Genomic DNA, 25,392 nt, shown 5'->3' with positions numbered 1-25,392 from the left:
TTCCCCTTTTAAATTTATTTTCCTAGACAAAAACTGCTAAACATTTTATCTAAAATTTCAGAATTTTGGAGTGGTTTTGTAATGCTTCCTATCTCTTTTATGGCTCTATTTATCTCATAAGCAAATAGCTCCAACACTGATTCATCTAAAAGCTCAGTTGCTCTATCAATTGCATTTTTAGCATCTTGGCATGCTTTTATTTGGCGATTTGAGCTTAGCATTATCTCATTTGTATCTTGTGAGTTTAAATATCTCTCAAGTGCAAATTTTAAAGCTGAGCATTCATCTTTTGCACTAAGCAAAATCCCATCAATATCAAGATCAAATTTAAATTCCAAATCAGATTTATTCAATACAAAAATCACCTTTTTATTTAAACTATTGATAAAATCTAAAATAGCTATATCTTCACTATTACTAACTCTTGAGCTATCAAATACACAAATAATTATATCAGCGCTATTAGCAGCTCTTTTAGAATACTCTATTCCTATATTTTCTATATCATGATCACTATGCCTAATGCCAGCGGTATCGATAATGCGTACTAAATGAGTGCCTACTTTTATCTGCTCTTCAATAGTATCACGAGTAGTACCAGGAGTATCGCTAATTATAGCACGTTCATAATTTAAAAGTGAATTTAAAATTGAGCTTTTACCTACATTTGGGCAACCAATAATAGCTACTTTATAGCCATCAATTAAGCCTTTTTTGGAATTTGAAATTGAGATTATGTGATCTAGTTTTGATGATACTTCTTTTAATTTTAGCTTAATTTGCTCCATTATATCAGCTGGCAAGTCATCATCAGCATAATCAATACAAGTCTCAGTATAAGCTAGAGTTGATATTAGTTCATCACGCAAAGTATCGCAAAATAAACCAAGCTCACCACTCATAACTCTAGCTAAAATTTTAGCCGCACCCTCGCTTCTAGCATTTATCAATCCTTGAATACTCTCAGCCTTAGCTAAATCGATTTTACCATTTAGTAGTGCTCGTTTACTAAATTCTCCAGGGTCAGCTACTCTAGCTCCATAAGCTAAAATTTCATCTATAATTAAATTTGCTACAACTACGCCACCATGAGTTTGAAACTCCACAACATCTTCACCAGTAAAACTAAATGGAGCCTTAAAATATATAACAATAGCCTCATCTAAGACATTGCCATCTTTATCTTTTAACTCTTTTAAATGCGCAACTCTAGGCGTTAAACTACCACATATTTTATCAGCAATGCTTAGAGCATCTTTGCCGCTAAGTCTTATAATCGAGATTGCTCCTACTCCATACGGAGTCGCAAGTGCTACAATATTCATTTTTTATGAAAGTCATTTATAACGATAAATTTGCCTTCATCGCTATTTTTAATTCCGACATATTTATCTGGGAATCTATCTCTAAGCTGTTCTAAGGCAATCTTAACAAGAACACCATCAAGTGGCTTAGTTTGAGCCTTTCCAATCAGCTCTACTCTTTCGATTACACCGCTTAAATATGTTGCCATACTACTCTCTTGATTTTTTAAAAATTCAGCTATCTCTAAGCGAATTCCTTTATTATATCTAGCATTTATCCAATTAAATAATAAATATGAAATCGCCTTATATCTATAGCCCTCCTTACCTATCATTAGCGCTGCATCAGCTCCATCAAGTTTGATATATATAGTATCAGCATCATAAATTGAGAGTTCACTTACTTCAATATCAAATGAACTTGCTATAAGTAATTTATCAAGTCCTGCTCTAATTTCTAATAAAATATCATCTTGAGAAGGTTTGTTTTCATCTATTTTATGAAATGAATCAAATATAGAGTGGTCGATATTTAGTACTGGTTTTTTGGCTATTTGTTCTTTAGCCGATCTTACTTCGGCACTATTTTCAGTTTTTAGCTCAGATTGAAGTTTTGGTTCTGATTGAGATTTTAGCTCAGATTTATCTTCACTTTTATTGCTAGTTTCAGCCTTTAATGGTTTTGGAGTATGATGTTTTAGCTCTTTTATCTCTCTTTCACTACGCTCTGGTTTTGATTTTTTAGCCTTTTTTTCAGCCTCTTTTTTAACTGTAACTTCAAAAAGTCCATCTTTTTGAAAAAAACCAAAAAAGCCTTTTCTAGATGGTTTAATCGGAGTAATTTCTAAATTTATAGTAGAGCATCCAAGTTGGCTGGCTGCTTTTATATAAGCAGCCTCTAAATCCTTAGCTTCTATCCTAATGCTCATGGCGTTTCTCCGCTATCTCTTGAGCTTTATGACGAGCAAATATTTTATTTACTACCATTTGTTGTGCTATAGAACACAGATTGTTAATAAACCAATAAAGCGTTAAACCAGCTGGGAATGTAATAAAGAAAAATGTAAATATCAGCGGTAGAAATTTCATAATCTTCTCTTGCATTGGATCGGTAAAATTTGTTGGAGTGATGTGTTGCTGAATATACATCGTAATACCCATAAGTATAGGTAAAATAAAATATGGATCAAGCTCTGCAAGGTCGTTAATCCATAATATCCATTCAGCTCCTTTTAACTCAATAGCATTTAATAAAACCCTATAAATAGCAAAGAAAATTGGAATTTGAATTAAAATCGGCAAACATCCGCCCATTGGGTTTGCTCCATGCTTTCTATATAATTCCATTACATGGGCGTTGATTTTTTGAGGATCTCCTTTATATTTAGTTTGGATCTCTTTCATTCTTGGAGCTAACTCTTTTAGTTTATTCATTGATACCATTCCCTTATATGTTAATGGGAATAAAACTATACGAATAATAATAGTGAGCGCAACAATAGCAAAGCCCCAGTTACCTATAAACGAGTATAGCCAATCAAGTAATAAAAATGCAGGTTTAGCAATGAATGTAAACCAACCATACTCAATAGTATCAACTAAACTTGGTTCAATAGCTTTTAAAGTTTTATAATCTTTTGGCCCAATATAGCCTTTAGCGCTAAAATTTCCAATATTTCTAGCAAAGCTTAAGGTATTCTCATCGGCATCATTTTGAATAAAGATCTCCATTGATCTTTTATTATCATAAAATAGAGTTGTATAGTATCTATCACTATTTGCTAAAAGATCAACACTTCTAAATATTTCATTCCCCTTAGCATCACCATCTTCTATAATCTCTAAACTATCATCTTCTTTGCGTAATAAAACTCCATGAACTGTATATCCATCTACTGCTACAATTGGACGAAATCCAGCAGTGATAAAATACTCGTGATTTGAGTTTACCTTAACATCAATATCATATGATCCATCTGGGTGAAAAGTTAAATTTTTCACTACGCTAAATGAATCTAAATTTTGTGTAAGAGTAATATTGGCCGGGGACTTAGTAGCATCAATTTTATCACTACTTACAGTATAAGCAACCTTAAAGGCTTTTTCATTTATAGCTGTGTCTGAGAAACGAATCTCAAGCGGAAGTGGCGAGCTAGGTTTTAAAAGTGAAATTTGTTCACCATTTTCATTTTTAAATTTAGAATCTTTTAGTGTAAAGTTGCTAATTCTTCCAAGCTCATCAATTGTAGCGCTATAAGTTGCACCTTCAATTGTGGCGATATTTTTACTAATTTGTTTTGGCGCAATAGCTGCTTTATCTATCGTAGAGTTAGCTAAATTAGTAGCTGGTGCACTCTGATTTTGTTCTACTGTTTTATTTGTATCAATTAACGGCTTTGGGGCAAACAACGCATCATAAGCTATAAAAAATAAGACAGATATAACTGTGGCTATTATCAGCCTTTTTTGGGTTGAGAGTTTATCTAACACTTCTTTTCCTTTGATAAGTCAAATGCTTTTATTAAATAAAATTTATCTTTTTTATGCCGAATAAGCCAAAATTTTGGCTCTACATAACTCTGCTTTAAAAATAGATAAGAGGGCGTAAATTTTCGCTTAATAATAGGATAATCTATGCCACCTCTAAAGAGTTGATTGCATCGCAGAATTCTAAGGCTAATGGCAAAAATAGAGGCGACTATCCCGCTGTGGCTAAGCTGCCAAAGAGCATACTCAGAACAACTAGGATAGTATCTGCACGACCTTGGCAATAATGGTGAGATATATTTTTTATAAAAAATAACCAAACTAGTAGCAATTTTCATTAATTTGCGCCTATAAATTTGCAATCAAAATGAACAAAAAGAGCGCTAAATTATCTACTCAAAGGATAAGAGCGCTCATTATCTTATAGAGTCCATCCTTTTTAACGCCCATCTAAAACTCTTGCAAATTTTATCAAAGGGCACCTTATCTGCTCCGCTTTTTGCAATAAAGATATATATACCATCTTTTAGATCACTACTAAGTGTGGAAAATGCAGCACGAAAAAGCCTTTTGACCCTATTTCTTACAACTGCCTTTCCTATCTTCTTACTTGCTACTGCGGCGAATCTACTCGTATCTGACTCTAAAAAATAGACAACTGCTAAATCACAATGCCATTTTTTGGCACTTTGATAGACTCTGCTAAACTCTTTACTATCGCTAATAGAGTCAAATTTATTAATTTTCAATTTAGCTCTTAGGCGGCTAGTCTTGCTCTACCTTTTGCTCTTCTAGCGCTAATTACTTTACGGCCGTTTTTGGTTTTCATTCTAACGCGGAAGCCATGAGTGCGTTTTTTAGGTGTTTTATGTGGTTGATAAGTTCTTTTCATAAACTTTTCCTTTAGGTAAAAATTAAGTTTTGGATTCTACCTAAATTTTACTTAAACTGCTTTGAATTTTTATAAATTTAATTTAGCTATATCTATTTAAATTCAATCTAAAGCAAATTACGCTAAAATCAAGAAATTTATTTTGGAATTTAAGATGATACTTTATGATCAAAACTATGAAATGATTGGTATTAGCAGCGAAGGACTTTCGCTTTTTGGCTTTTTAACTCCAGAGGATTTTTTTAGGAGTTGTAATGATATTAGTGACTATTTTTTAGAGACTAGTCCGCTATATAATGCTAAAAATCACTACATAGACCTAATAATCTCTCAATCTCAAAGCAATATCCAAGATATGCAAATTAAGCTTGATAATGGCGATATAATGAGTGTAAAAATCGCTGTAGAGGTGGTAAATTTAAAGGATGTAAATGAACATTATTACAGTGTTAAATTATTATTTGATGGAAATCGTCTATCATATGTTAATGATAAAAATAGATGGCTTTGGGATATTTTATATATTAGCCGTTTAGATGCAACCGAATTCAAGCGTAGAATGCTAGAATTTACCCAATTTGCCCGTCAAAACTATGAAAAATTATATGAAGCAAAACTATTACTAATTGATGCAAATGATACTATAAGAGAGCTTGCCCAACTAGCAACAAAATTAAAACTAACCGAATTTTGTGAAATCTTAATTAATATTCAAGCAACTAGCGATGAACAGCTACTAAATGATGAATTTTATAAATATACTAATTTTATAACAAATATAGAAAATATAATTCAAAGCGAGATGCAATGAGATCATACTTTAGCTTACTTGGAATTTTACGCTTAATTGCAACATTGCCACTATTTGTAATATTTTTGATATCTAGTTGGTATCTAATTTTTCAATATAATCTTAGTATGAATTTAAAAGAACTACGCCATGAATTTTCAATTGCTTTAGATCTTGCCAATCTCTCAAAAGAGTTAGATAAAGAGATGATAATCAATGATACTAATAGCAAAAATGTCAATCGGCAAATTACTGACCATACAATAGAACATATCAAACAGTTACATAGTAACGAACTAGGCTTAAACGAGATTTTAAACCGCTTAGAGTCCTTACCTCAAATTCGCTACACGCTAGATGATGTAAATTTAAATAACTCCGAAGTTTTAAGCTACTTTAGAGATTTAAACTTGCTGATTAAAAATGAAATTTTTAACCTGAGGGAACATGATCTATCAAATAGGCTAAATCTATTTATTTTTACATTTATATCCTCTTATTCTAATAGCATTTCAATTAGTGCCAAGCGTGATTTGGTAGCTAATATCATTAATCACAGAGCACTTAATACACAAGAGCTTTTATTATGGCTAGATTTGATTAGAAATAATGGATTAAATTACGGCTATTTACCTGATAGTTATGCAAAAAAACAGATAGAAGCGATATTTAAAAGCCAAAATTATAAGCAAGCTATAGACAACTTAAGTACTTTTACAATAGAGTTGATTAAAAATGGTGAACCAAGTATTTATTTAGCACAAAAATATTATGATTTAATCAGTGATGAATTAGAATTTTCATATCAAATACAAGATGTAATCAGTTCTCAAATCAAAACTGAGCTAGATGAATTTGAAAAAGATTTATGGATAGATTCTATTTTGGCTTTTATTGTTTGGATTATTAGTATAATTTTATCACTAGTATCATACTATACTAAAAACTATATAAAAGCCAATATTGATAACCTATCAAAAATTATCGATAAAATCAAATCCGTATCAGCTACCAACCCGCTAGAATCTACTCAAACTGCAACTTTAGAAAATGGTCATAAAATTATAAATGAAGCCTTAGATAAAATAATCGCTCAAAAAAATATCGCCCAAAGTGATAGCCGCTCTAAAACAGCATTTCTAGCTAATATATCTCATGAGATTAAAGCGCCATTAAATGGTATTTTGGGCTTTAGTGAGCTATTAAAGAGCCGCTCACTAGGCAAAGATGAAAAAGAGTTAATTGATATAATCGAACAAAGTAGCCAAAACCTACTAAAAGCTATTAATAACATCATAAATATGGCAAAAATTGAAGGTGGAAATGTCGAGCTTTATGAGAGTGATTTTAGCCTTTATACTCTATTTGATGAGATTATTAACTCCTACTTTAATAGACTTTTGGCTAAGAATTTAACCTTAACCTACTACATCGATCCAGAATTGATGGTAACTGTCTTTAGCGATGAAGACAAAATTAAACAAATCGCTATAAATCTAATCGATAATGCTATTAAATTTACCCAAAGTGGCGGACAAATTACCGTGTATGTAAAAAAATTACAATCCACAAATGGTAATATTAGCTTTAGCTTTATGGTTAAAGATACTGGAATTGGTATTGCTCAAAATGCTTTAGGCAAGATTTTTGATAACTTCTATACCAATGAAAATGCAACTAAAACATATGGTGGAACCGGTCTTGGGCTTAGTATTATTAGCCAATATGCTAAAATGCTAAATAGTAAAATTAATGTCAAAAGCCAGCTAAAAATTGGAAGCGAATTTAGTCTAGATCTAACCTTAAAACTCCACTCAAATGTAGATAAAAGCTATGCAAATCTTTTTAAAGGTTCAAAAGTTTCAATCATTCCTGAAGGAATAAGTGATGATAATTTAAAAATTATAAATTTATATTTAAACTATCTTGGAGTTATAGTTGAGCCAAATTTAAGCCCAGCAATTGGTAAATTTAAAAATGAAAAAGATTCAAAAGATATCGAATTTAGCGATCTTAATCACGGCTTTAGTCCTAGCTTAATCTCGTTAATAAATGCCTTGTTAAATAGCCTAAAATCAACTCAAAAATATGACCTAAAAATTCTAATAGGCACAAATGATAAGAGTAAAAAAACAAAAGAGATGTTTGAAGAAATTTGTACCAGTGTAGATGTAGTAAATGATGGTAAAAGCTTATATGAGCTTACTTTAATTAACAATTATGATGCAATTTTTACAGATATTGCACTAGATAAACAAAATGCGCTAATTGCTGCTACAAATATCATTAGTACTCAAGATGAAAAGGATATCGAACGAACACCGATAATTGCAATGTTATCAAGTTCTAAAGAGCAAATTAATAAAACAAACTTGCTATTTGATTATTATCTACAAAAGCCGCTTTTAAAATCGCAAATTATCGAAATCTTAGCGAGTATTGGCAATAAAGATCCACTTAATGCATTAGATGGCACAAGAGATATTTTATTATTTAAAAAGAGCAAAATGGAAAATAGAATTTATCACGCTGTACTATCAAAAGTATGCCATACGATAGATACTGTCGATTCATTTGATGAACTTGAAGAGGCTACGCAAAATAGAGCATACAAGTTGGTTTTAATAGATTATACAGCAAGCTTTTTTGATGCTAATAGAATTTTAAATATTATCAAAAATAGCTCCCAACTGCATAATTTTGAGAGTAAAGTCGTATTATTTATCGAACCAAACAGCAAAATCCCAACACAAATTCAAGCCCAATTTACTCAGCTAATTAGCACAAATATTAGTAAATCTAACTTAGAAAATCAGATAAAAGAGCTAATCCAATGACAAAACTAAATATTTTAGCAATTGATGATGATATAATAAGCATTAAGCTTTTAGAGCTGATTTTATCTGATAATTTATATATCTCTAGCATTACTACAGCAAGTGATGGGCTTGAGGCTATGGAAATTTTAGAGAGGCGATTTGATATAAATTTAATACTTTTAGATATCTATATGCCAAGATTAAATGGTTTTGAATTTTTACATAATTTTAAAAGTCGTAAATATCTCCAAGATATTCCAATTATCGTAATTAGCACTGATGCAACTCTTCGTCAACGGACAATGGAGCTTGGAGTACTTGCATTTCTTGTAAAGCCAATTAGTAAAAAAACGCTAGGTAAATTAATCAAGCAAGTTGCCAATAATTCAAGCTAAATTTAACTCAATTTTCTTACCAAATCCTAAGGTATTATCTGTAAATTTGAGCCACTTTAACTCTATTTTATATAAATTCAAATTCATTAGCTTAGCATAAATAAAGCGTGATATATATGCATTTTTCTCCACTTCATTATCTACTAGATATATAGACCCACTCGCTTGAAGACCCTGGATTTTGCCAACTATTTTTGTTTGCAAGGCGATATTTATAAAAACCCTACTATCATTTTGAATCACTTTAGCATGATAGCTATCATCGCCAAAAGCAACAATAATTAAATTTGGCTTTAAAAAAGCGTAAAAACAACTACATAGATATGCGCCACTTTTCCCATTTACTCCAAGGGTTAAAATATGCTGACTATCTATAAATTTAGCTATTTTTTCATCCATTTTTCATCCATTTTGGCACTATTTTTGCTTAATTTTAGCCAAATTTGGCTTAAAATATATCGCATTTTAACCGATATACTATAAAATTTTAAGGATTTTCAATGATTACAAACAGCTACGCAAACGCTTCATATAATGCGTTTAACTACTCGTTTAAAACTAGCTCTGGCGATACCATAAATCTTGCGATGTATGATAATAAAGAGTTAGCCTACTCAAGCAAGAACTCCAAAAATTCAAACGAACAAAGCCTAAATCTACGCCATGCATATGGGTATAAATTTGAGCTAAATAGTCAAAATGGTATAAGTGAGCAAGATAAATTAGAGATTGCAAAAGCGTTAGAAGAACTCCGCCCAAAAATTGATGATTTTATGAAACATATCAAAGAAAATGAACCTTTTAGCGATGAAACTATCTCAAATATTGCAAATTCACTCAAAAAAGAGTTACCAAATTTAAATAGCGATGATGCTAAAATAGAGTTAAAAAGTTCACTTTTAGATATGTTTGATGAGATGCTAAAAGAACATAAAACTAAAAATAACAACTTAAATAAATCTCTACTAGAACAGACTCAAAAGCTATTTGAAAATATGCTAAAACCGCAAAATAATCTAAATTATTATGCATAAGCTTGCTACTTTAGCAAGCTTTTTTAGGCCAAATTTCATATATAATTAAACAAATTTACTGTATAATCTTAAATTTAAAATTTTAAGGCGTATATTATGATGTATAGAAATTTAATAAAAGAGATGTTAAATCTCCAACAGCAATTAAATGATGATACTAATGGTATTGGCTGGGAGATGGGGCATACTAAAGATGGTAAATTAATTAGCTGGAAACGTTGCATTTATATGGAGTGTGCTGAGCTAATTGATAACTTTGCGTGGAAACATTGGAAGGCTATAAATTCTCCACTAGATGTAGACAATGTTGCTATTGAAATTGTTGATATTTGGCATTTTATTATGAGTCTTGGACTAGAGAAGTATAAGATAAATTCCCTTGGCGATATTGATAATTTAACTGATGATATAGTATCAACTAGTGGATTTAATGAGTTTTGTAAAGAGCCATATAATATAAAAGAGTATAGTATCTATGAAATTATAAACGATACTGAGCTAATTATAAATCGCTGCAGTGGATTTAATATAAATTTCTTCGACCTTTTAAGAGATTATTTTAGGGTTTCATTAAAATGTGGAGTAAATTTACAAAAGCTATTTAATATCTATATTGGCAAAAATGTTTTAAATAAATTCCGTCAAGATCACGGCTATAAAGATGGAAGCTATATAAAAATTTGGAATGGTGTAGAGGATAATGCTGTAATGAATGAAATTTTACAAAATGGCGCTAGTAGCGTAGATGAAATTTACGCTAAACTTAAAACTGCCTACCAAAATATCAAATGAATAGTATAATCAAACGCTCGCTGAGCGACTTTTTAACTTTTAGATTTTTAGCACTTTCATTTTTGCCGCTTTTTATTTCACTTGGAGGCTTGATTGGGTTAGTGATATATTTTGGCGGTGATGTTTTTAGCATTTTAGCCCGTCCTAGCATTGAAGCATATGCTAATGGAGATGGATTTATAGCGTGGCTTTTATCTCTTAGCGTTGTGCAGTTTATGATAACTTCATCATTTTATATAATTAGTATATTTTTAGCTATTTTATTAAGTGTAGCAATTGCAGGTATTATAACTGGATTTTTAACACCATATGTAGTTAAATATATAAACGATAAGTATTATGGCTATAACTCAACTCCACTACCTAGTAATATGCATGTTTTTAAGCTAATTGGTATTACGATTATTAAATTTATTCTAATATTTTTAATATGTATACCCCTTTTATTTATTCCTGTGTTAAATTTATTTATTCTAAATTTACCATTTTTTTATCTATTTTATCGCTTAATGCTCATTGATATAGCTAGTAATACTTCTGATAGCTTAATCTTTGAAATAGATATGCAAAAAGGTGGTGGGGTTAAATTTTTTAGCGCTTCAGTACTATTTTATATTCTAACATTAGTGCCATTTGTTGGACTATTTTTACAGATATTCTTTGTAATATTTTTAAGTCATATATTGTTAGAGAAAAATTCAAGAGGATTTTAATGAAAAATATTCTATTTTTTGGTTTTATTGGTTTAACCTGCGTATTAATGCATCTTAGCCAAAGCTTTCTTACTATTATTTTTGGAATTTGTATATTTTTATATGCTATGAGTGTATTAGAAAAAAGTTTTTCTATGATGGCAAGTCTAGATAAATTTTTAAAAAAAATGACAAAAAGAAACTTCCAAAGCTTTTTATTTGGTGCAGTTAGCGCTACAGTAATGCAATCAAGCGGCCTTGTTAGCGTTCTTGCAATATCATTTTTAAGTGCTGGGCTAATCACATTAGCCTCAGGTTTAGCTATCATTTATGGAATAAATTTAGCCACTATTACTACTGGCTGGTTTTTGGCTGGTTTTGGTCTAAAGGTAAATATCGCTGCTTACTCTATGCCTTTAATAGTTATAGGTATGTTATGTATGGTAAATAAAACTGAAAAAATTAAAGGTTTTGGATATTTTTTATTTAGTATCGGTCTTTTATTTCTTGGAATATCTTATATGAAAGGCGGCTTTGATCATATCAAAGATAGCATTGATCTATCGCAATTTGCGATGTCTGGAATGGCTGGGTTGATTATTTATACCTTTGTAGGAATTATAGTTACAGTATTAATCCAAAGCTCGCACGCATCTCTTACTCTAGCTTTAGCAGCACTAAGTGCAGGACAGATAACCTATGATAATGCTATTGGTATTGCCATTGGCTCAAATGTCGGCTCAACTGTGATGGCAATTATTGGCTCCTTAAATGCAAATATGGAGGGTAAAAAGCTCACTGTTGCTCATGTGTTATTTAATGTAACATGTGCAATTATTAGCGTTATACTAATCGTACCTTTTATGTATATTACTGATGTAACTAGTACATATTTTGGAATCGCAGATGATGATTACACTCTTAGACTAGCAGTATTCTTATCATATTTTAACGCATTAGGGGTTATTATATTTTACCCGCTTATTCCATTTATGGAAAAACTTTTAAATAAATATATGAAAGACTCAAGCAAAAGAAGTAAAATCGATAGTGCTAAATATCTTGATGAGAAATCTTTGCAATTCCCTGATAGTGCGCTTGAAGTACTTGGCAAGGAGCTTTTACATCTTTATTCTAATGCAAACTCCATTATAGCTAAAGCTATTAGCATAAGTAACAGCGATATCCAAAATAGTGATATTTCAGCAAAAGATATAATAAAGCTACGCCAAACTCCAATTAAAATGGATTATGATGAACTATATAACAATAGATTTAAAGAGATTTATAGTCAAATCATCGACTACGCTATATTAGCTGGAACCAATGCAAAACCTGAACAGTTAAGTAAATTTATGGATATTAGACATGCAGCACTAATTATGGCTGAGACGCTAAAGGATATGAAAAATACTCAACCAAATGTCTTTAAATATATCACTAGTTCTAACCAATATGCCAAAGAAGAGTATGATAGATTAAGAGTTGAGATGTTAGAGTGCCTTCGCATTATGTATAATATTGCAAGCATTAAAGATATAGATGAATTAGAAGCTCAAATAAAAAATCTACGCAAAATTTACAATGCATATGATAGTGAGTTTAACTTTGATGTGCTAATCATAAATAAAAAAATTACCAATAAAATGGCAACTTCTCTTATGAATGATACGGCACTGATGAAGAATATAACTAAAGGTATGCTAAAGGTTGCTGAGATGATATTTGCACATCATCACAATCAATCATTAAATGAAAGTATAACTGCGTGATAGAATATGATAAAGCGTCCACATAATAAATATAAAAAAGTTAGAAATAATGTCGAACAGCCTTTAATGCAGTGTAAAAAAGAGCAGTTTGTTTTAAAGATTTCACTAGCTTGTGCTGTAGTGCTAGCAGTTTTTGGAATTGCTTATGGAATTTATATTGGTTCTAAGGCAATTATTTTTGATGGATTAGTAGCATTTTTATCAATTATCTTAATACTACTTAGCGTTATCACATCTAAATTTATATACAAAGAAGATGATGATACCTTTCAGTATGGATATATGCGCTTTGAGCCAATGGTAAATCTATTTAAAAGCCTAATTTTACTCTTGTTATGTATGTATGCGATGGTTAATGGAATTCAGGCGATTTTATCTGGTGGATATGAAGTTGAATTTGATAAGGCTATGCTTTACTCATTTTTCTCTATGATCTTATCTATTGGAATTTGGCTTTTTACATCATATCAAGCCAAAATTTTACAATCTCCTTTAATCTCAGTTGATAGTCTTGAGTGGCTAATTGATAGTGTGCTATATCTAGGTGGATTTGTAGTTTTTGGAACAGTTTGGCTATTTGATAGAGAGAGCCAATCAGAATGGGCTAAATACCTTGATCCAGGGCTTTTAGTAGTACTTTCAATGATTTTAGGTGTTATGCCACTTAAGGTTTTTATAAAAAATTTAGCCGATTTGGTGATGGTTGCACCAAAAGATATGGATGAGAAGATAGATACCCTACTTCAAAATATATCCAAAAAATATAATTTTAGCGACTATGATACGCATGTAGCAAAAAGCGGAAGATTTTTTATGATTGAGGTAAATATCTTAATGGGAGAGTCATTTAAAATTCAAAATATAGATGAGATGGATCTAATCAGGGATGAGATAGAACGAGGGCTTGAGATTCCAAGCTATAAAATTTGGCTAAGTGTGAGCTTCACTAAAAATCCAAAATGGCTTTAATCAAATTTAGCCTTTTTATTAATCATCCACCAAAGAATAGAAAATTGTAAATTTGGCGCTTTAACCTTACTCTCATCATATATAAAGCTTAGAATCTCATCACGCTTTATAAAGATTAGTTCTATCTTCTCATCATCAACGCCGCCACCACTTGAAACCTTCATACTCTCATCAATCTCACCATAAAATAGCGTTTGAGCATTCGCTCCAAATCCAAGAGCAGTAAAGCTACTAGTCACTCTCTCAACGCTACCAACTCTATATCCAGTCTCTTCTAGAATCTCTTCAATTATCGTAGCTTTGGTATCTAATCCCTTATCCATAATCCCAGCACAAAGCTCATATGTAAGACCGTTTTTGATTGGAGTTTGATTTTTATCTTGATAGTACCATACAGACGGACGAAACTGCCTAACAAATAAAAATGAATCAAATTCCCTATGATATAAAAGGCAACTTACGCTATCATGCGCCTCTACGCAATCCCAGCGTTTATCCTTGCCATCTTGAGTATATAAGATACTAAAAGGCTTTACAAATTTTGACTCTTTTAATGGTATAACCCTTAAATTACTTATAGTAAAATCCATGTTGCTAATCCTAAAAATACAAAAAATCCTATAATATCTGTCGCTGTAGTTAAAAACACAGTACTACCAACAGCGGGATCAAGCCCTATTCTCTTTAAACTAAGTGGGATAAATGTCCCTAAAAATGCTGCCATAATGATATTAGCCACAAGTGCTATTGCTATGACTACTCCAAGCATCGGCTTATCAAACCAAAGCCCCACCAAAATACCTAAAAACAGAGCAAAGATAAGAGAGTTAAAAATAGCCATTATAATCTCTTTTTTAAGCACTACCCAAAAATCCCCAATCCCTATCTCACCAAGAGCCAATCTCCTTACAGTAACAGCTAGTGTTTGATTGCCAGCGTTACCACCCATACTAGCAACTATTGGCATTAATACTGCAAGCGCTACTAAACTCTCAATAGACTTTTCAAAAAATCCAATCACAATAACACCCAAAATCGCCGTGATTAAATTCACAAACAACCAAGCTGCCCTAGCACGGCCAGTCTTTACTAATCCCTCTTCTTCAGCATCATCATCAACCCCTGCTAGATTATAGATTTGCTCAGTTGCACTCTCTTCCAAAAAATCGTGAATATCATCTGTTGTGATACGACCAAGTAGCACACCAGCTCTATTAGTCACAGCAATAGCACTCAAATCATAATCCATAATAATATCCACAGCTACTTTAATATCATCACTATCAATAGCAAAATGTGGTTTAAATCTCTCCTCATCTTCGCTCACTATTTGGCTTAAATTTAGATTAAAATCATATGTTATAAGATCCTCAAGAGCAATTGTGTGCTTTAATACCCCTTCATTATCCACAACAAACAAAGAAAATACATTTTCTATCTTATCTTCTTGTTTCATTATGCGAAATCTAGCTATAGCACTACTTAAACTCTCATCTAATCTAGCACTAAATAGCTCTGTTTGCATATATGCACCAGCTTCGTTATCTTCATAATTTATAAGCTTGCTAATCTCTTTTTGGCTATCTATTTCAAGTGAGCTAAAAAGCTCTTTGGCCTTCTCTTCATCTATCTCTTCTATAGTTTGTATAAGGTCAGTTGCGTCATCGCTTTCTAGCTCATCGATTGCTTCAGCTATCTTGTCATTTGGGAGATTTTCTATCACATCTCGCAACATATGCTCAGGCATCTCCATAGCTGCTTCACCAAGAGTTTGCGCATCAAGCTTTTCTAAATACTTAGCATACTCATCTTCATCATGAGTTTTTAATATCTTTAAGTGGCTTGCGATATCAGCAGCACTTAGCTCATTTTCTTCTATAATGTGTTTTTGGAGTTGCTCTTTGGCCTCTTCTAAATTTGAATTTGGCATGATTATATCTCTGTTATATTTGATATATCTTCAAGCGGTGCTTTGTTTATATGATCTTTGAAACTAGCTTGAATTTGGTTATTTAGGCTATCTTTTAGCTTGTTAAATTCAATTTTTTGGTTTTTATTTAGCTCGGATTTTGTGATTTTGACTACAGATTCTGGATTTATAGCGTTGCCATTTTTGTATAATCCCAAGTGTAGATGCGGTCCAGTGCTTAAACCAGTGCTTCCTACATAGGCTATTAACTGACCTTTTTTTACTTTTTTACCCTTTTTAATACCTTTAGCATAACCATTTAAATGCGCATAAAGTGTCATATATCCACCTGAGTGCTGGATAGTAACAGTCTTGCCATATCCGCCTTTATTACCTACAAAGCTTACCATGCCATCACCAGCAGCGTAAATTTTTGTCCCTCTTGGCGCAGCATAATCAGTACCTAAATGCGCTCTATATCTTTTTAATACCGGATGAAATCTTTTAGGATTAAATCTTGAGCTAATTCTAGCATTTGGCACAGGCTTAATCAATAAGAAATTTTCAAGCTCTCTTCCATTAGGATCATAAAACGCATCATTAAATTTATATATATAATTTGGCTTTCCCCTAGTCTCTATCATAGCAACTTTGATATTTGGCTCGCCGATATATTTACCTAAGCGCTTTTTACGCTCATATACTATAGCCAGTCGATCGCCCTTTTGAAGCGTTTTAAAATTTACGCTTCCACTAAAAGCTTTATTAAACGAATTAGCTAGTGCTTCATCATTTGTTGCTCTTTTTATCTCTCTATATGGAGAGTCATTTATCTCTACATTTAGTACAAAATTTTCATTTTCATAGACAATTGGGATAAAATCTAGACTATAATGGTTATTAAAATCTTTAAAAACATGAATTTGAATCTCATTGCTAATAGGTAATAAAATTTGACTAATATTATTATTCGAATCACGCAAAATTTGAAATTTCGTCCCAGCGCTTAACTCACTAGCTAACTCTTTATCCTCGCCTGAGAGATTATAATATATAGATAATGGTATATTATGTCTCTCTAAAAAGGTTAAAAATGTATCGCCTTGCGGCCATGTCAGCTCTTCAACACTTGTGGTTACTGCATGTAAATTCATAAAAGCTAAAATAGATAAGATAAATTTTTTCATCAAAAACCTTAATAGAAGCAGATTAATACTGTAATTATAACTCAAAATTATTTACACATTGCAAACATTTACCCAAACTAAGATATAATTATGGCCAAATTTATAAAAAGTATCAAAAAGGGGATGCAATTGAAAAAAATTATAGTTTTAATCTTTGCTATATATTCATTTAGTTTTGGAGCTAAATTTGATCTAAAACCAAGCTACAATCTAATTTTAAATACTACTCAAGGTGGCGCTACAATTATAGATAATAATAGCTTTATAGTTGGCTCAAGTGGTGTTGTGTTGCACAAATTAAAAGATGGCAGCAAAACCATAATAGCTAGGGCAGTTGTAACTAGCAAAAAAGATGGCTATGCAAATTTAAGATTTGAGCTATTTGACCAGCTTAAACAAACAGCACTTCCACTCCCTACTATCTTGCCACAAGCTGGCGATGAAGTAATTTTAAATTTTATGTATAATAGATCTTTAATCGTAGTCCCAAACAAAGAAATTTATGATCAAGTTACTAAAGCTTTTAGTAATATTGATTTTATTCATCCTGATATTATAGCTGCTTATTTAAGCTATGAGTATAAGCCAAACCCAAGCCGATCTGATTTTCGTAAAATGTGCGCACAAAATGCAGCCGGACTTATATTTATAGCACTTGATAAAGAGGCTGTTTTTGCTGATTGTGGTAGTTTTGAAATTTTGCAAAGCTTTAAAACTGGCAGTGTAGATTATTATGAAGTACCATTTTATACAAGAATTAAAAATATAGATACAGTATTTTGGAAACTTGATGGTGCTAAAATCGGCAATTATGACAAATATTACAATAAGCTTTTAGCTAGATAAGGGGATAAGTATGGATTCTAAACATATAAAATATTTTGAAAATTTAATTGGTCAAGATAATGCCAAATTTGACAAAGCCCATCAGATAGCCTACTGCTATGACGCAACAAAAAAGCGATATGAACCAGATGGTGTTTTATTCCCAAGAGATGAAAATGATGTAAGTGAAATTTTAAAATATTGTAACGAAAATAAGATAATAATCGTCCCAAGGGGCGCTGGAAGTGGATTTACTGGTGGCGCCCTAGCTAGTGGTGGCGGAGTGGTGCTAAGCTTTGAGAAGCATATGAATAAAATTTTAGAGATAGATATGCAAAATATGGTAGCCGTAGTCCAACCAGGCGTGATAAATATGGATTTACAAAAGGCTGCATTAGAAGTGGGGCTATTTTATCCGCCTGATCCTGCTAGTGAAAATTATAGTAGCATAGGTGGCAATGTCAGTGAAAATGCCGGCGGAATGCGTGCTGCGAAATATGGAATTACCAAAGATTATGTGATGGCTTTGCGTGCTGTGTTGCCTAATGGACAGATTATAAGAGCTGGTAAAAAAACGATAAAAGATGTCGCCGGATATAATATAGCTGGAATTTTGATAGCTAGTGAAGGTAGCTTAGCAGCAATTACTGAAATAACTCTAAAATTAATCGCCAAACCTAAATTCAAAAAGACCGCTATGGGGGTATTTCCTAGTGTGAATTCAGCTATGAATGCTGTGTATAAGACAATGGCCGCTGGTGTAACCCCTGTGGCGATGGAGTTTTTAGACTCTTTAAGCATTAAAGCAGTTGAACAAAAATTCAACAAAGGCCTACCAACTGATGCTGGAGCGATATTAATTAGTGATGTGGATGGACCAAATTTAGATGTAATTGATGGAGATTTAGCAATTATCAAAGATTGCTTTATGCAAAATGGAGCTATAGATTTCAAAGTAGCAAAAGATGAACAAGAGAGCGCTGATATATGGTTTGCTAGACGCAACTGCTCTCAAGCAATCACAATGTATGGCAGCCTAAAACTAAATGAAGATATCACCGTCCCACGCTCTAAGCTACCTGAACTCTTAGATAAAATATCTCAAATTTCAGCTAAATATAATGTTACTACACCTTGCTTTGGCCACACTGGCGATGGCAATGTCCATACAAATGTTATGGTAGATAAATCAGACCCACAGGCCATCGAGCGTGGCCATCAAGCAATCACAGAAATTTTCAAAGCCACAATCGAGCTTGGCGGAACGCTAAGTGGCGAACACGGCATTGGCATATCTAAAGCACCATTTATGAGCTTAGCTTTTAGCGATGGCGAGATGGAGCTATTTAGATCAATCAAAAAAGCCTTTGATCCAAATAATATATTAAATCCATTTAAAATGGGACTTTAATGCAAGAAGCTAAAAAAATTGCTAAGATTATTATAAAAGAGCTAAGAGATAAGCAAATATTTCATTTTGCTTCTAGTCTTAGCTTTCACACTTTGCTTTCAATAATTCCTATTATTTTTGTATCGCTTAGTATTTTTACTACTATGCCAAATTTTGCTGATTATTATGCTAAAATAAAGGAATTTATCTACTCAAACTTGCTCCCAAGTCAAAATATCACCCAATATCTAGATCAATTTTTAAGCAACTCTAGCTCACTTGGAGTGATGGGAGTTGTGGCTATATTTTTTACTAGTTTGATGTTTTTTAGTGAATATGATCATGTTATATCACGAATTTCTAATGTGCCAAAAAGAGGATTTTGGCAAAGTCTTAGTAATTACTGGACACTTACTACCCTTATGCCTTTAGGGCTTGGCTTATCATTTTGGCTTTCAAATTTCATCCAAACCGCACTAAAAAGCAGTGAATTTACCAGTTCGATAAATTTTCTAGCTATATTTCCTCATATTATAATCTGGGCAATTTTTGCTATTACATATCTAATTAGTATCAACAAAAAATTATCATTTAAAAGCATAGCTATTGGCTCATTTATTAGCTCGCTCGCTTGGTCGCTATCAAAATGGGGCTTTATCCAATACTCATTTTATAATAAAACTTACGCTAGCATATATGGCTCATTTTCTATTTTGCTATTTTTTATACTTTGGATATATATATCGTGGATTATATTTTTGTATGGAGTTAGACTCTGCTCAGTACTTGAAAAAAGCAAAGAGCAAATTTAAAGCTATTTGTAGATAATAGATATCTATCTGCTATTTATACTAAATTTAGTTAATTCAATTGCTAAGGTAACCAAATTGTTACCCTAGCAATTATAAATTTATAAATTAATAAATCAAAATGGCCAAATCGTCTCTAAAACACGAGTTCCCCATGGTTTATCAGTCGCACGCTGAAGGTCGCCTTCGGTTTTATATAATATTTTAGCATCAGATATATGTCTAGATTCAATCTCATTATACTGGCTAATATCGTATGGACGAATCACTCCACTAATTTGCATTATCTGTTTTTCATTATTTAGCAAAATTTCCTTACTACCTTCGATAAAGTAATTACCATTGCTTAAAACCTTAATAATCCTGGCTGAAATCGTAGTAGTAAATGCCTCAGTCCTACTAGTTGAACCCCCTCCTGAATAGCTACTACCACTTCCAGCGCTAAATCCTATACCAGCTATTTTATTAATATCATTTAGTGGTCCTTTTAATGGTGAGCCTTCAGGCGTAGTAAATGTTCCACCTTTTAGCGATGTTAAGCTATCTTTAGAGGTTGAGCGATCAGCCTGTGAGCTTTGATTGGCATTTTCTCTAATTATAACCGTTACAATATCATTGACATTCATCGCTTTTCTATCAGAAAATAGCGGATTATCCCCTTTACCAAATAAACTTCCAGGATTTCCTACTCCATTACCTTGAACACGACTTGGCAACTCTTCTACATATGTTGGTGGCGCCATTGAAATGTGTGGATCAGCCCCAGTTGTACAACCGCCAAGCCCAATGCCTGCAACGCAAATTAGTGTAAAAAAAGAAACTTTTTTCATAAATAACTCTCAATTTTATGATACAATATACTAATAATTCGTTAAAATAATACCAAATATAGGATAAAACAATGCTAAAATCGATTTATATCTTAAAAAGCGACTATGAAAATGGTGAATTTAGAGATGTTTTAAGCTCTAAATTTAGCCAAGGTGTTACGATTTTACCCATTAGCGATGATGGCGAATTTAAAGTTTTCACTCTTAATGAAGCAATCACTCTACTAAATTCAGGCAAAGAAAATGAACTAATCAAAGCTGTAATGGATAAATTCAGTAGCATTAAGGCTGAGTTTGTAATAATAATTGGATCTGGCGATGAACTCCTTGACTCATTGCTTGCTCGCAATCTAAATGCTCCATTTTTGCTTAGCAATCAAACTGCTTATAAAGCTAAGCTGCTTGGATTTAAATCATTAAAAAGCATTGATGAGATTAAAAATACTCAAAGCAACTATATAACTCCTCTTAAATTTGAAACCCTACTCTATCAAAAAGCTGCCCAAAAGCTAAAAACTGTAGTATTACCAGAAAGCGATGATGATAGAGTTCTTAAAGCGTGCGATATCTTGCTAAATAGCGGTGCTATTAGTTTAATTCTTCTTGGCGATAAGAATGATATCAATAAAAGAGCTAATGAATTAGGGTTAAATTTGAGCAAAGCTAAAATTATAAATCCAGCTAATAACGAACTTTTAGAAGAATTTGCTACTACTCTTTATGATCTTCGTAAAAGTAAAGGTATGGAGCTAGAAAAAGCCAAAGAACTAATCAAAGATAGAACATATTTTGGCACTATGCTTGTGTATAAAGGGCTAGCAAGCGCAATGGTAAGTGGTGCTAGTACAACTACAGCCCAAACCATCCGTCCAGCCTTGCAATTTATAAAAACAAAACCTGGCGTTACTAGCGTTAGTGGTAGCTTTATTATGTGTACTAATGGCCAAATTCACTTCTATGCAGATTGTGCTATTATGCCAAATCCTACACCAAAAGATCTAGCCGGTGCTGCTATTGCTACAGCTGCTACAGCTCGTGAGTTTGGCTTTGAACCTAAAGTTGCTATGCTTAGCTACTCTACAGGAGACAGCGGAAGTGGCCCAAGCGTTGATGCTATTATAGAGGCTACTAAAATCTTAAAAGAGCTAGACCCAAGCCTAGATGTAGAAGGTCCAATCCAATTTGATGCAGCCATTGATCCAGTAGTAGCAGCTAAAAAATTGCCAAATTCAAAAGTTGCCGGAAATGCAAATGTATTTATCTTTCCAGATTTAAATTGTGGAAACATCTGCTACAAAGCAGTCCAAAGAACAGCAAATGCTTTAGCTATTGGGCCAATATTGCAAGGATTAAATAAGCCAATTAACGATTTAAGTCGTGGTTGCTTGGTCGAAGATATCGTAAATACTGCACTAATTAGCGCAATCCAGGGAGAGTAGATGAAAATTTTAGTTATTAACTCTGGTAGTAGTTCTATTAAATTTAAACTCTATGATATGAAAAATGAGAGCGTAATGTGCAAAGGACTAATTGAACAAATAGGCTCAGATAACTCCTTTGCTAAAATCTCCACCGCTCATGGAAGTATCAAAGAGATATCTAGGCCCATAGCCAATCACGCTCAAGGTATAGATATTATGAATGAGTTGCTATTTAATTCTGGAGTAGTAAATAGCTTAGATGAAATTGATGGTGTAGGTCACAGAGTTGTTCAAGGTGCTGATGTTTTTAGTGATGCAGTATTAATAGATGAGAGTGTAATGGCAAAGATTGAAGAGCTTATACCATTAGCTCCACTTCACAATCCTGCTCACCTAGCTGGAATGAGAGAGACGCTAAAAGTTCGCCCAGATATCCCAAATGTCGCTGTATTTGATACAGTCTTTCACCAAACTATGCCAAAAAGCTCATATATGTATGCTTTGCCGATTGAATTTTATGAGAAATATAAAATTCGCAAATATGGCTTTCACGGTACATCTCATCAATTTGTCTCTAAAGCGGCTGCTAAAATCTTAAATATTGATTATGATAAATTTAGCTGTATCACTCTACATCTTGGAAATGGTGCTAGTATTGCAGCGATAAAAAATGGCAAATGTATAGATACTACAATGGGGTTAACTCCACTTGAAGGGTTAATGATGGGAACACGCTGCGGAAGCATAGACCCAGCGATTATGCCATTTTTGATGGAAAATGCAAATTTAAGCGCTAAAGAAGTTGATAATATAATGAATAAAAAATCTGGCCTATTAGCCATCGGCGGTAGCAACGATATGCGTATAATAGAACAAAAGATGGATGCAGGAGATGAGAATGCTAAGCTTGCGTTTGATATGTTTGTGCTAAAGGTGAAAAAATTCATTGGTGCGTATATTGCAATTTTAGGTAAAATCGATTCAATTATATTTACTGCTGGAATTGGCGAAAATGACGCTAGAATCAGAGAGGCAGTTTGCGAAGGTCTAGAGATTTTTGATATCAAAATTGATAAAATTAAAAATAAAGAGTCAAAAGATGAACCACGACGCATAAGCCAAATCGACTCCAAAGTCCGCATAGCCATAGTCCCAACTGACGAAGAGCTAGCCATCGCCCAAGATGCACTAAGAATAATCAAAAATAAAGGCAATAAATGATAAAGACAATTGACTATCAAATAGATGGAATAAACGACGCTGAACTAGATATAAAGCGTAACTCAAAGCTTGAGTTTAAGCTTACCTATGATAGCACTAAAGAGATTAGAGCGCTTATAGCTGTTATTCCAGGTCTTGGCCAAGATGGTGACACCTATTATAGAGACAATCTAGCTCATAGCATAGCAAGAGACCTTGATGCTGCTGTAATTACAGTTAATTATTTTGGTGTCAAAAGCAATCCACCAGCGGCAAAATTTAGCATTGATGAGATTGATGAGTTAATCCTTAAAACAGTAGCTGAGAATATTGGCAATCCAATTCCAGATAATATAGAACTAACCAAAATGGAATCAGAAGAGATTTGGGACTTTGTCAATGAGCATCTATATGCTTTCATTGGAATGCAAAAATTAACTGGCAAGCTTAGAGGATATTTTAAAATGCCTATGCATATGACATTAACTCCACCAAATGGCGAGTATCAAAACTTTGGCCTAATGGCTGCACTTGATGTGGTAAATTCAGTTTTATATATTAAAAACAATCCTCCATTTAAGCTTCATCCTAATTGTCAAAATGGGCAGCTTGCTACAATCTATGTAGGCTCAAGCCATGGCGGATATATAGCTAATCTCTGTGCTAAATTTGCCCCATGGGCTGTAGATGCTGTTTTGGATAATTGCGGTTGGAACCTAAGCACTGAAATATTTGATAAAAAAGACTACCAGCCAGGAACATTCCGTACTATTGGATTTGGTAAAGAGATTGATTTTATGAGATATAGGCGAGATAGTAGAGATAATGAAAACTTTCACCTATGCCTCTCAGATAAAACATTTTGGACATCAAATTCGCAAAGCCCAAACTATTTTAGTCGCTCTAGATATGAGATTAGAGACGTCAATGAACCTAATCATCTAAAAGTACTTAGTAACTATCCAAAACCGATTTTTAAATGCTACCATGTAAAAGGTGATAGTGTAGCACCAATTGATGAAAAGATTAAATTTTATGAGCAATTACAAGCCAATGGCTTTGATGCTACTCTTGATATCGTAAGCGATAAATCTAGAGTTGATGGTAAATTTATCAAAAATCTATCTCACGGAATGGATATGAGCATTAAACTACTTGTAGCTAATAATTACGAATGGATTTTAAATAAAATCGCAGCCAACAAGCGTCCAAAATGCGAGCCAGTAATCACGCTAGAAACTAGCCAATATACATATGAATTTAGTCAAAAAGATAACCAAGTTAGCTTAGAGTGTAAAAAGAAAAAATAAAGCGATAAAATAAATTTAGATTTTATGTTTAAATAAACCCTCGCAATGACTAAGCATTGCGAGTAAATTTAAGATATTAAAGATTTAAATTTAAGCTACTGTAGTAGTCTTAATATATTTTGTTGTACAGCATTTGCTTGACTCATAGCGTAGCTTCCACTTTGGGCTAGTATGTTAAATTTAGAGAAGTTTGCACTCTCACTAGCAAAGTCTACATCTCTTATTTGAGATTCAGCTGATTTTACATTTACTTGAGTAACTGTAATATTATTTATAGTAGCTACTAATTGGTTTTGTACCGAACCTAGGTCAGCTCTTAGCTTATCTAGAGTTTTTCTAGCTGCTTCAGCTACATCTATCATAGCTTGAGCACCTGCATATGTGTTAACTCCTCCAGCTTGAGCTGTTCCAGTAGATGCTTCGCCACCTCTAAAAAAGCCCATTGCGTTAGCCGTATCTGAAACAATTGTTCCTGCGTTCATATATTTTAAATTTACTGAAGCTTGAGCATAACCAGTTGATGCATTAGCAGCGGTTATCATAGCGTCACCAGCAGTAAAACCAG

At 32.8% G+C, this 25,392-nt stretch carries 26 protein-coding genes; 14 read left to right on the top strand and 12 right to left on the bottom strand.

Annotated features, from left to right (window positions below; all coding sequences use genetic code 11):
- Positions 1-14: 14 nt before the first annotated feature.
- The 6 genes from mnmE to rpmH form a co-directional block, all read right to left on the bottom strand.
- Positions 15-1,325, bottom strand: a complete 1,311-nt coding sequence (mnmE, locus tag CIGNP109_RS02795) for a tRNA uridine-5-carboxymethylaminomethyl(34) synthesis GTPase MnmE (RefSeq protein ID WP_086228130.1) — start codon at positions 1,323-1,325, stop codon at positions 15-17.
- Complete coding sequence (locus CIGNP109_RS02790; protein WP_086228263.1) at positions 1,322-2,227, bottom strand: Jag N-terminal domain-containing protein; 906 nt, start codon at positions 2,225-2,227, stop codon at positions 1,322-1,324. Before CIGNP109_RS02790 ends, mnmE begins: the two co-directional genes overlap by 4 nt.
- Positions 2,223-3,794 (bottom strand): membrane protein insertase YidC, encoded by a 1,572-nt coding sequence (gene yidC / locus CIGNP109_RS02785; protein WP_086228129.1) that lies wholly within the window; start codon positions 3,792-3,794, stop codon positions 2,223-2,225. The genes CIGNP109_RS02790 and yidC overlap by 5 nt, the downstream gene beginning before the upstream one ends.
- Complete coding sequence (gene yidD, locus CIGNP109_RS02780) at positions 3,788-4,129, bottom strand: membrane protein insertion efficiency factor YidD (RefSeq protein ID WP_086224852.1); 342 nt, start codon at positions 4,127-4,129, stop codon at positions 3,788-3,790. The genes yidC and yidD overlap by 7 nt, the downstream gene beginning before the upstream one ends.
- Positions 4,130-4,207: 78 nt before the next feature.
- Positions 4,208-4,540 carry a ribonuclease P protein component gene (gene rnpA / locus CIGNP109_RS02775; RefSeq protein ID WP_179187537.1) on the bottom strand — a complete coding sequence of 111 codons (333 nt, stop codon included), beginning with the start codon at positions 4,538-4,540 and terminating at the stop codon, positions 4,208-4,210.
- 8 nt (positions 4,541-4,548) lie between these two features.
- Complete coding sequence (gene rpmH, locus CIGNP109_RS02770; protein ID WP_086224853.1) at positions 4,549-4,683, bottom strand: 50S ribosomal protein L34; 135 nt, start codon at positions 4,681-4,683, stop codon at positions 4,549-4,551.
- A gap of 154 nt (positions 4,684-4,837) precedes the next feature.
- Here rpmH and CIGNP109_RS02765 point away from each other — a divergent pair, with 154 nt between their 5' ends.
- From CIGNP109_RS02765 to CIGNP109_RS02755, 3 genes are read left to right on the top strand one after another with little or no spacing between them, the layout of a single operon-like run.
- Positions 4,838-5,494, top strand: a complete 657-nt coding sequence (locus CIGNP109_RS02765; protein ID WP_086224854.1) for a hypothetical protein — start codon at positions 4,838-4,840, stop codon at positions 5,492-5,494.
- Positions 5,491-8,310: a hybrid sensor histidine kinase/response regulator gene (locus CIGNP109_RS02760; protein ID WP_086228128.1), complete on the top strand. Its 2,820-nt coding sequence runs from the start codon at positions 5,491-5,493 to the stop codon at positions 8,308-8,310. The genes CIGNP109_RS02765 and CIGNP109_RS02760 overlap by 4 nt, the downstream gene beginning before the upstream one ends.
- Positions 8,307-8,687, top strand: a complete 381-nt coding sequence (locus CIGNP109_RS02755; RefSeq protein ID WP_086226324.1) for a response regulator — start codon at positions 8,307-8,309, stop codon at positions 8,685-8,687. Before CIGNP109_RS02760 ends, CIGNP109_RS02755 begins: the two co-directional genes overlap by 4 nt.
- On the opposite strand, the gene CIGNP109_RS02750 is transcribed toward CIGNP109_RS02755, so the two are convergent.
- On the bottom strand, positions 8,679-9,086 hold the full coding sequence (locus tag CIGNP109_RS02750; RefSeq protein WP_086224857.1) for a hypothetical protein: 408 nt from the start codon (positions 9,084-9,086) through the stop codon (positions 8,679-8,681). The genes CIGNP109_RS02755 and CIGNP109_RS02750 overlap by 9 nt on opposite strands.
- Positions 9,087-9,187: 101 nt before the next feature.
- Here CIGNP109_RS02750 and CIGNP109_RS02745 point away from each other — a divergent pair, with 101 nt between their 5' ends.
- From CIGNP109_RS02745 to CIGNP109_RS02725, 5 genes are all read left to right on the top strand, one after another.
- Positions 9,188-9,721, top strand: a complete 534-nt coding sequence (locus CIGNP109_RS02745) for an ATP/GTP-binding protein (RefSeq protein ID WP_086228127.1) — start codon at positions 9,188-9,190, stop codon at positions 9,719-9,721.
- A 96-nt stretch (positions 9,722-9,817) separates the two neighbouring features.
- A complete protein-coding gene (gene dut, locus CIGNP109_RS02740) occupies positions 9,818-10,513 on the top strand; it encodes a dUTPase (protein WP_086228126.1) in 696 nt (231 codons plus the stop codon).
- Positions 10,510-11,226 carry an EI24 domain-containing protein gene (locus CIGNP109_RS02735; RefSeq protein WP_086228125.1) on the top strand — a complete coding sequence of 239 codons (717 nt, stop codon included), beginning with the start codon at positions 10,510-10,512 and terminating at the stop codon, positions 11,224-11,226. Before dut ends, CIGNP109_RS02735 begins: the two co-directional genes overlap by 4 nt.
- Positions 11,226-12,977, top strand: coding sequence for a Na/Pi cotransporter family protein (locus CIGNP109_RS02730; protein ID WP_086228124.1), 1,752 nt, complete (start codon positions 11,226-11,228; stop codon positions 12,975-12,977). Before CIGNP109_RS02735 ends, CIGNP109_RS02730 begins: the two co-directional genes overlap by 1 nt.
- A gap of 6 nt (positions 12,978-12,983) precedes the next feature.
- A complete protein-coding gene (locus CIGNP109_RS02725; RefSeq protein ID WP_236845029.1) occupies positions 12,984-13,946 on the top strand; it encodes a cation diffusion facilitator family transporter in 963 nt (320 codons plus the stop codon).
- Here CIGNP109_RS02725 and CIGNP109_RS02720 read toward each other — a convergent pair.
- Genes CIGNP109_RS02720 through CIGNP109_RS02710 form a run of 3 tightly spaced genes read right to left on the bottom strand, consistent with a single transcriptional unit; the run spans position 13,943 to position 17,042 of the window.
- On the bottom strand, positions 13,943-14,536 hold the full coding sequence (locus CIGNP109_RS02720) for an NUDIX hydrolase (protein WP_086228123.1): 594 nt from the start codon (positions 14,534-14,536) through the stop codon (positions 13,943-13,945). The two genes, CIGNP109_RS02725 and CIGNP109_RS02720, sit on opposite strands and share 4 nt — an antisense overlap.
- Entirely contained in the window at positions 14,521-15,876 is a 1,356-nt protein-coding gene (mgtE, locus tag CIGNP109_RS02715; protein ID WP_086228122.1) for a magnesium transporter, read from the bottom strand. The genes CIGNP109_RS02720 and mgtE overlap by 16 nt, the downstream gene beginning before the upstream one ends.
- Positions 15,877-15,878: 2 nt before the next feature.
- Positions 15,879-17,042, bottom strand: coding sequence for a peptidoglycan DD-metalloendopeptidase family protein (locus CIGNP109_RS02710; RefSeq protein WP_236847541.1), 1,164 nt, complete (start codon positions 17,040-17,042; stop codon positions 15,879-15,881).
- Positions 17,043-17,171: 129 nt separating this feature from the next.
- Between CIGNP109_RS02710 and CIGNP109_RS02705 the strand changes: the two genes are divergently transcribed.
- From CIGNP109_RS02705 to CIGNP109_RS02695, 3 genes are read left to right on the top strand one after another with little or no spacing between them, the layout of a single operon-like run.
- Positions 17,172-17,888: a plasminogen-binding N-terminal domain-containing protein gene (locus tag CIGNP109_RS02705; protein ID WP_236844777.1), complete on the top strand. Its 717-nt coding sequence runs from the start codon at positions 17,172-17,174 to the stop codon at positions 17,886-17,888.
- 10 nt (positions 17,889-17,898) lie between these two features.
- Positions 17,899-19,278, top strand: a complete 1,380-nt coding sequence (locus CIGNP109_RS02700; protein WP_086228120.1) for an FAD-linked oxidase C-terminal domain-containing protein — start codon at positions 17,899-17,901, stop codon at positions 19,276-19,278.
- The gene (locus tag CIGNP109_RS02695; protein WP_086226338.1) at positions 19,278-20,069 is read left to right on the top strand and encodes a YhjD/YihY/BrkB family envelope integrity protein; all 792 of its coding nucleotides are present in this window, start codon (positions 19,278-19,280) and stop codon (positions 20,067-20,069) included. Before CIGNP109_RS02700 ends, CIGNP109_RS02695 begins: the two co-directional genes overlap by 1 nt.
- Before the next feature lie 113 nt (positions 20,070-20,182).
- Here the strand turns inward: CIGNP109_RS02695 and flgH are convergent, their stop codons facing one another.
- Positions 20,183-20,896 (bottom strand): flagellar basal body L-ring protein FlgH, encoded by a 714-nt coding sequence (gene flgH, locus CIGNP109_RS02690; protein ID WP_086228119.1) that lies wholly within the window; start codon positions 20,894-20,896, stop codon positions 20,183-20,185.
- A 71-nt stretch (positions 20,897-20,967) separates the two neighbouring features.
- Here flgH and pta point away from each other — a divergent pair, with 71 nt between their 5' ends.
- Genes pta through CIGNP109_RS02675 form a run of 3 tightly spaced genes read left to right on the top strand, consistent with a single transcriptional unit; the run spans position 20,968 to position 24,827 of the window.
- Positions 20,968-22,335: a phosphate acetyltransferase gene (gene pta, locus CIGNP109_RS02685; RefSeq protein ID WP_086228118.1), complete on the top strand. Its 1,368-nt coding sequence runs from the start codon at positions 20,968-20,970 to the stop codon at positions 22,333-22,335.
- Positions 22,336-23,538, top strand: a complete 1,203-nt coding sequence (locus tag CIGNP109_RS02680; protein ID WP_086224869.1) for an acetate kinase — start codon at positions 22,336-22,338, stop codon at positions 23,536-23,538. It begins immediately after the preceding gene.
- Positions 23,535-24,827 (top strand): DUF2920 family protein, encoded by a 1,293-nt coding sequence (locus CIGNP109_RS02675; protein ID WP_086228117.1) that lies wholly within the window; start codon positions 23,535-23,537, stop codon positions 24,825-24,827. The genes CIGNP109_RS02680 and CIGNP109_RS02675 overlap by 4 nt, the downstream gene beginning before the upstream one ends.
- 95 nt (positions 24,828-24,922) lie before the next feature.
- On the opposite strand, the gene CIGNP109_RS02670 is transcribed toward CIGNP109_RS02675, so the two are convergent.
- Positions 24,923-25,392: flagellin (locus CIGNP109_RS02670; RefSeq protein WP_272887902.1), on the bottom strand; the 470-nt coding region annotated here is incomplete at its 5' end.

Source organism: Campylobacter sp. P0109 (assembly GCF_002138755.1).
GTDB lineage: Bacteria > Campylobacterota > Campylobacteria > Campylobacterales > Campylobacteraceae > Campylobacter > Campylobacter devanensis.
Note: the sequence above shows the minus strand (reverse complement) of the source record. Positions and strands in the feature narration are given on the sequence as shown.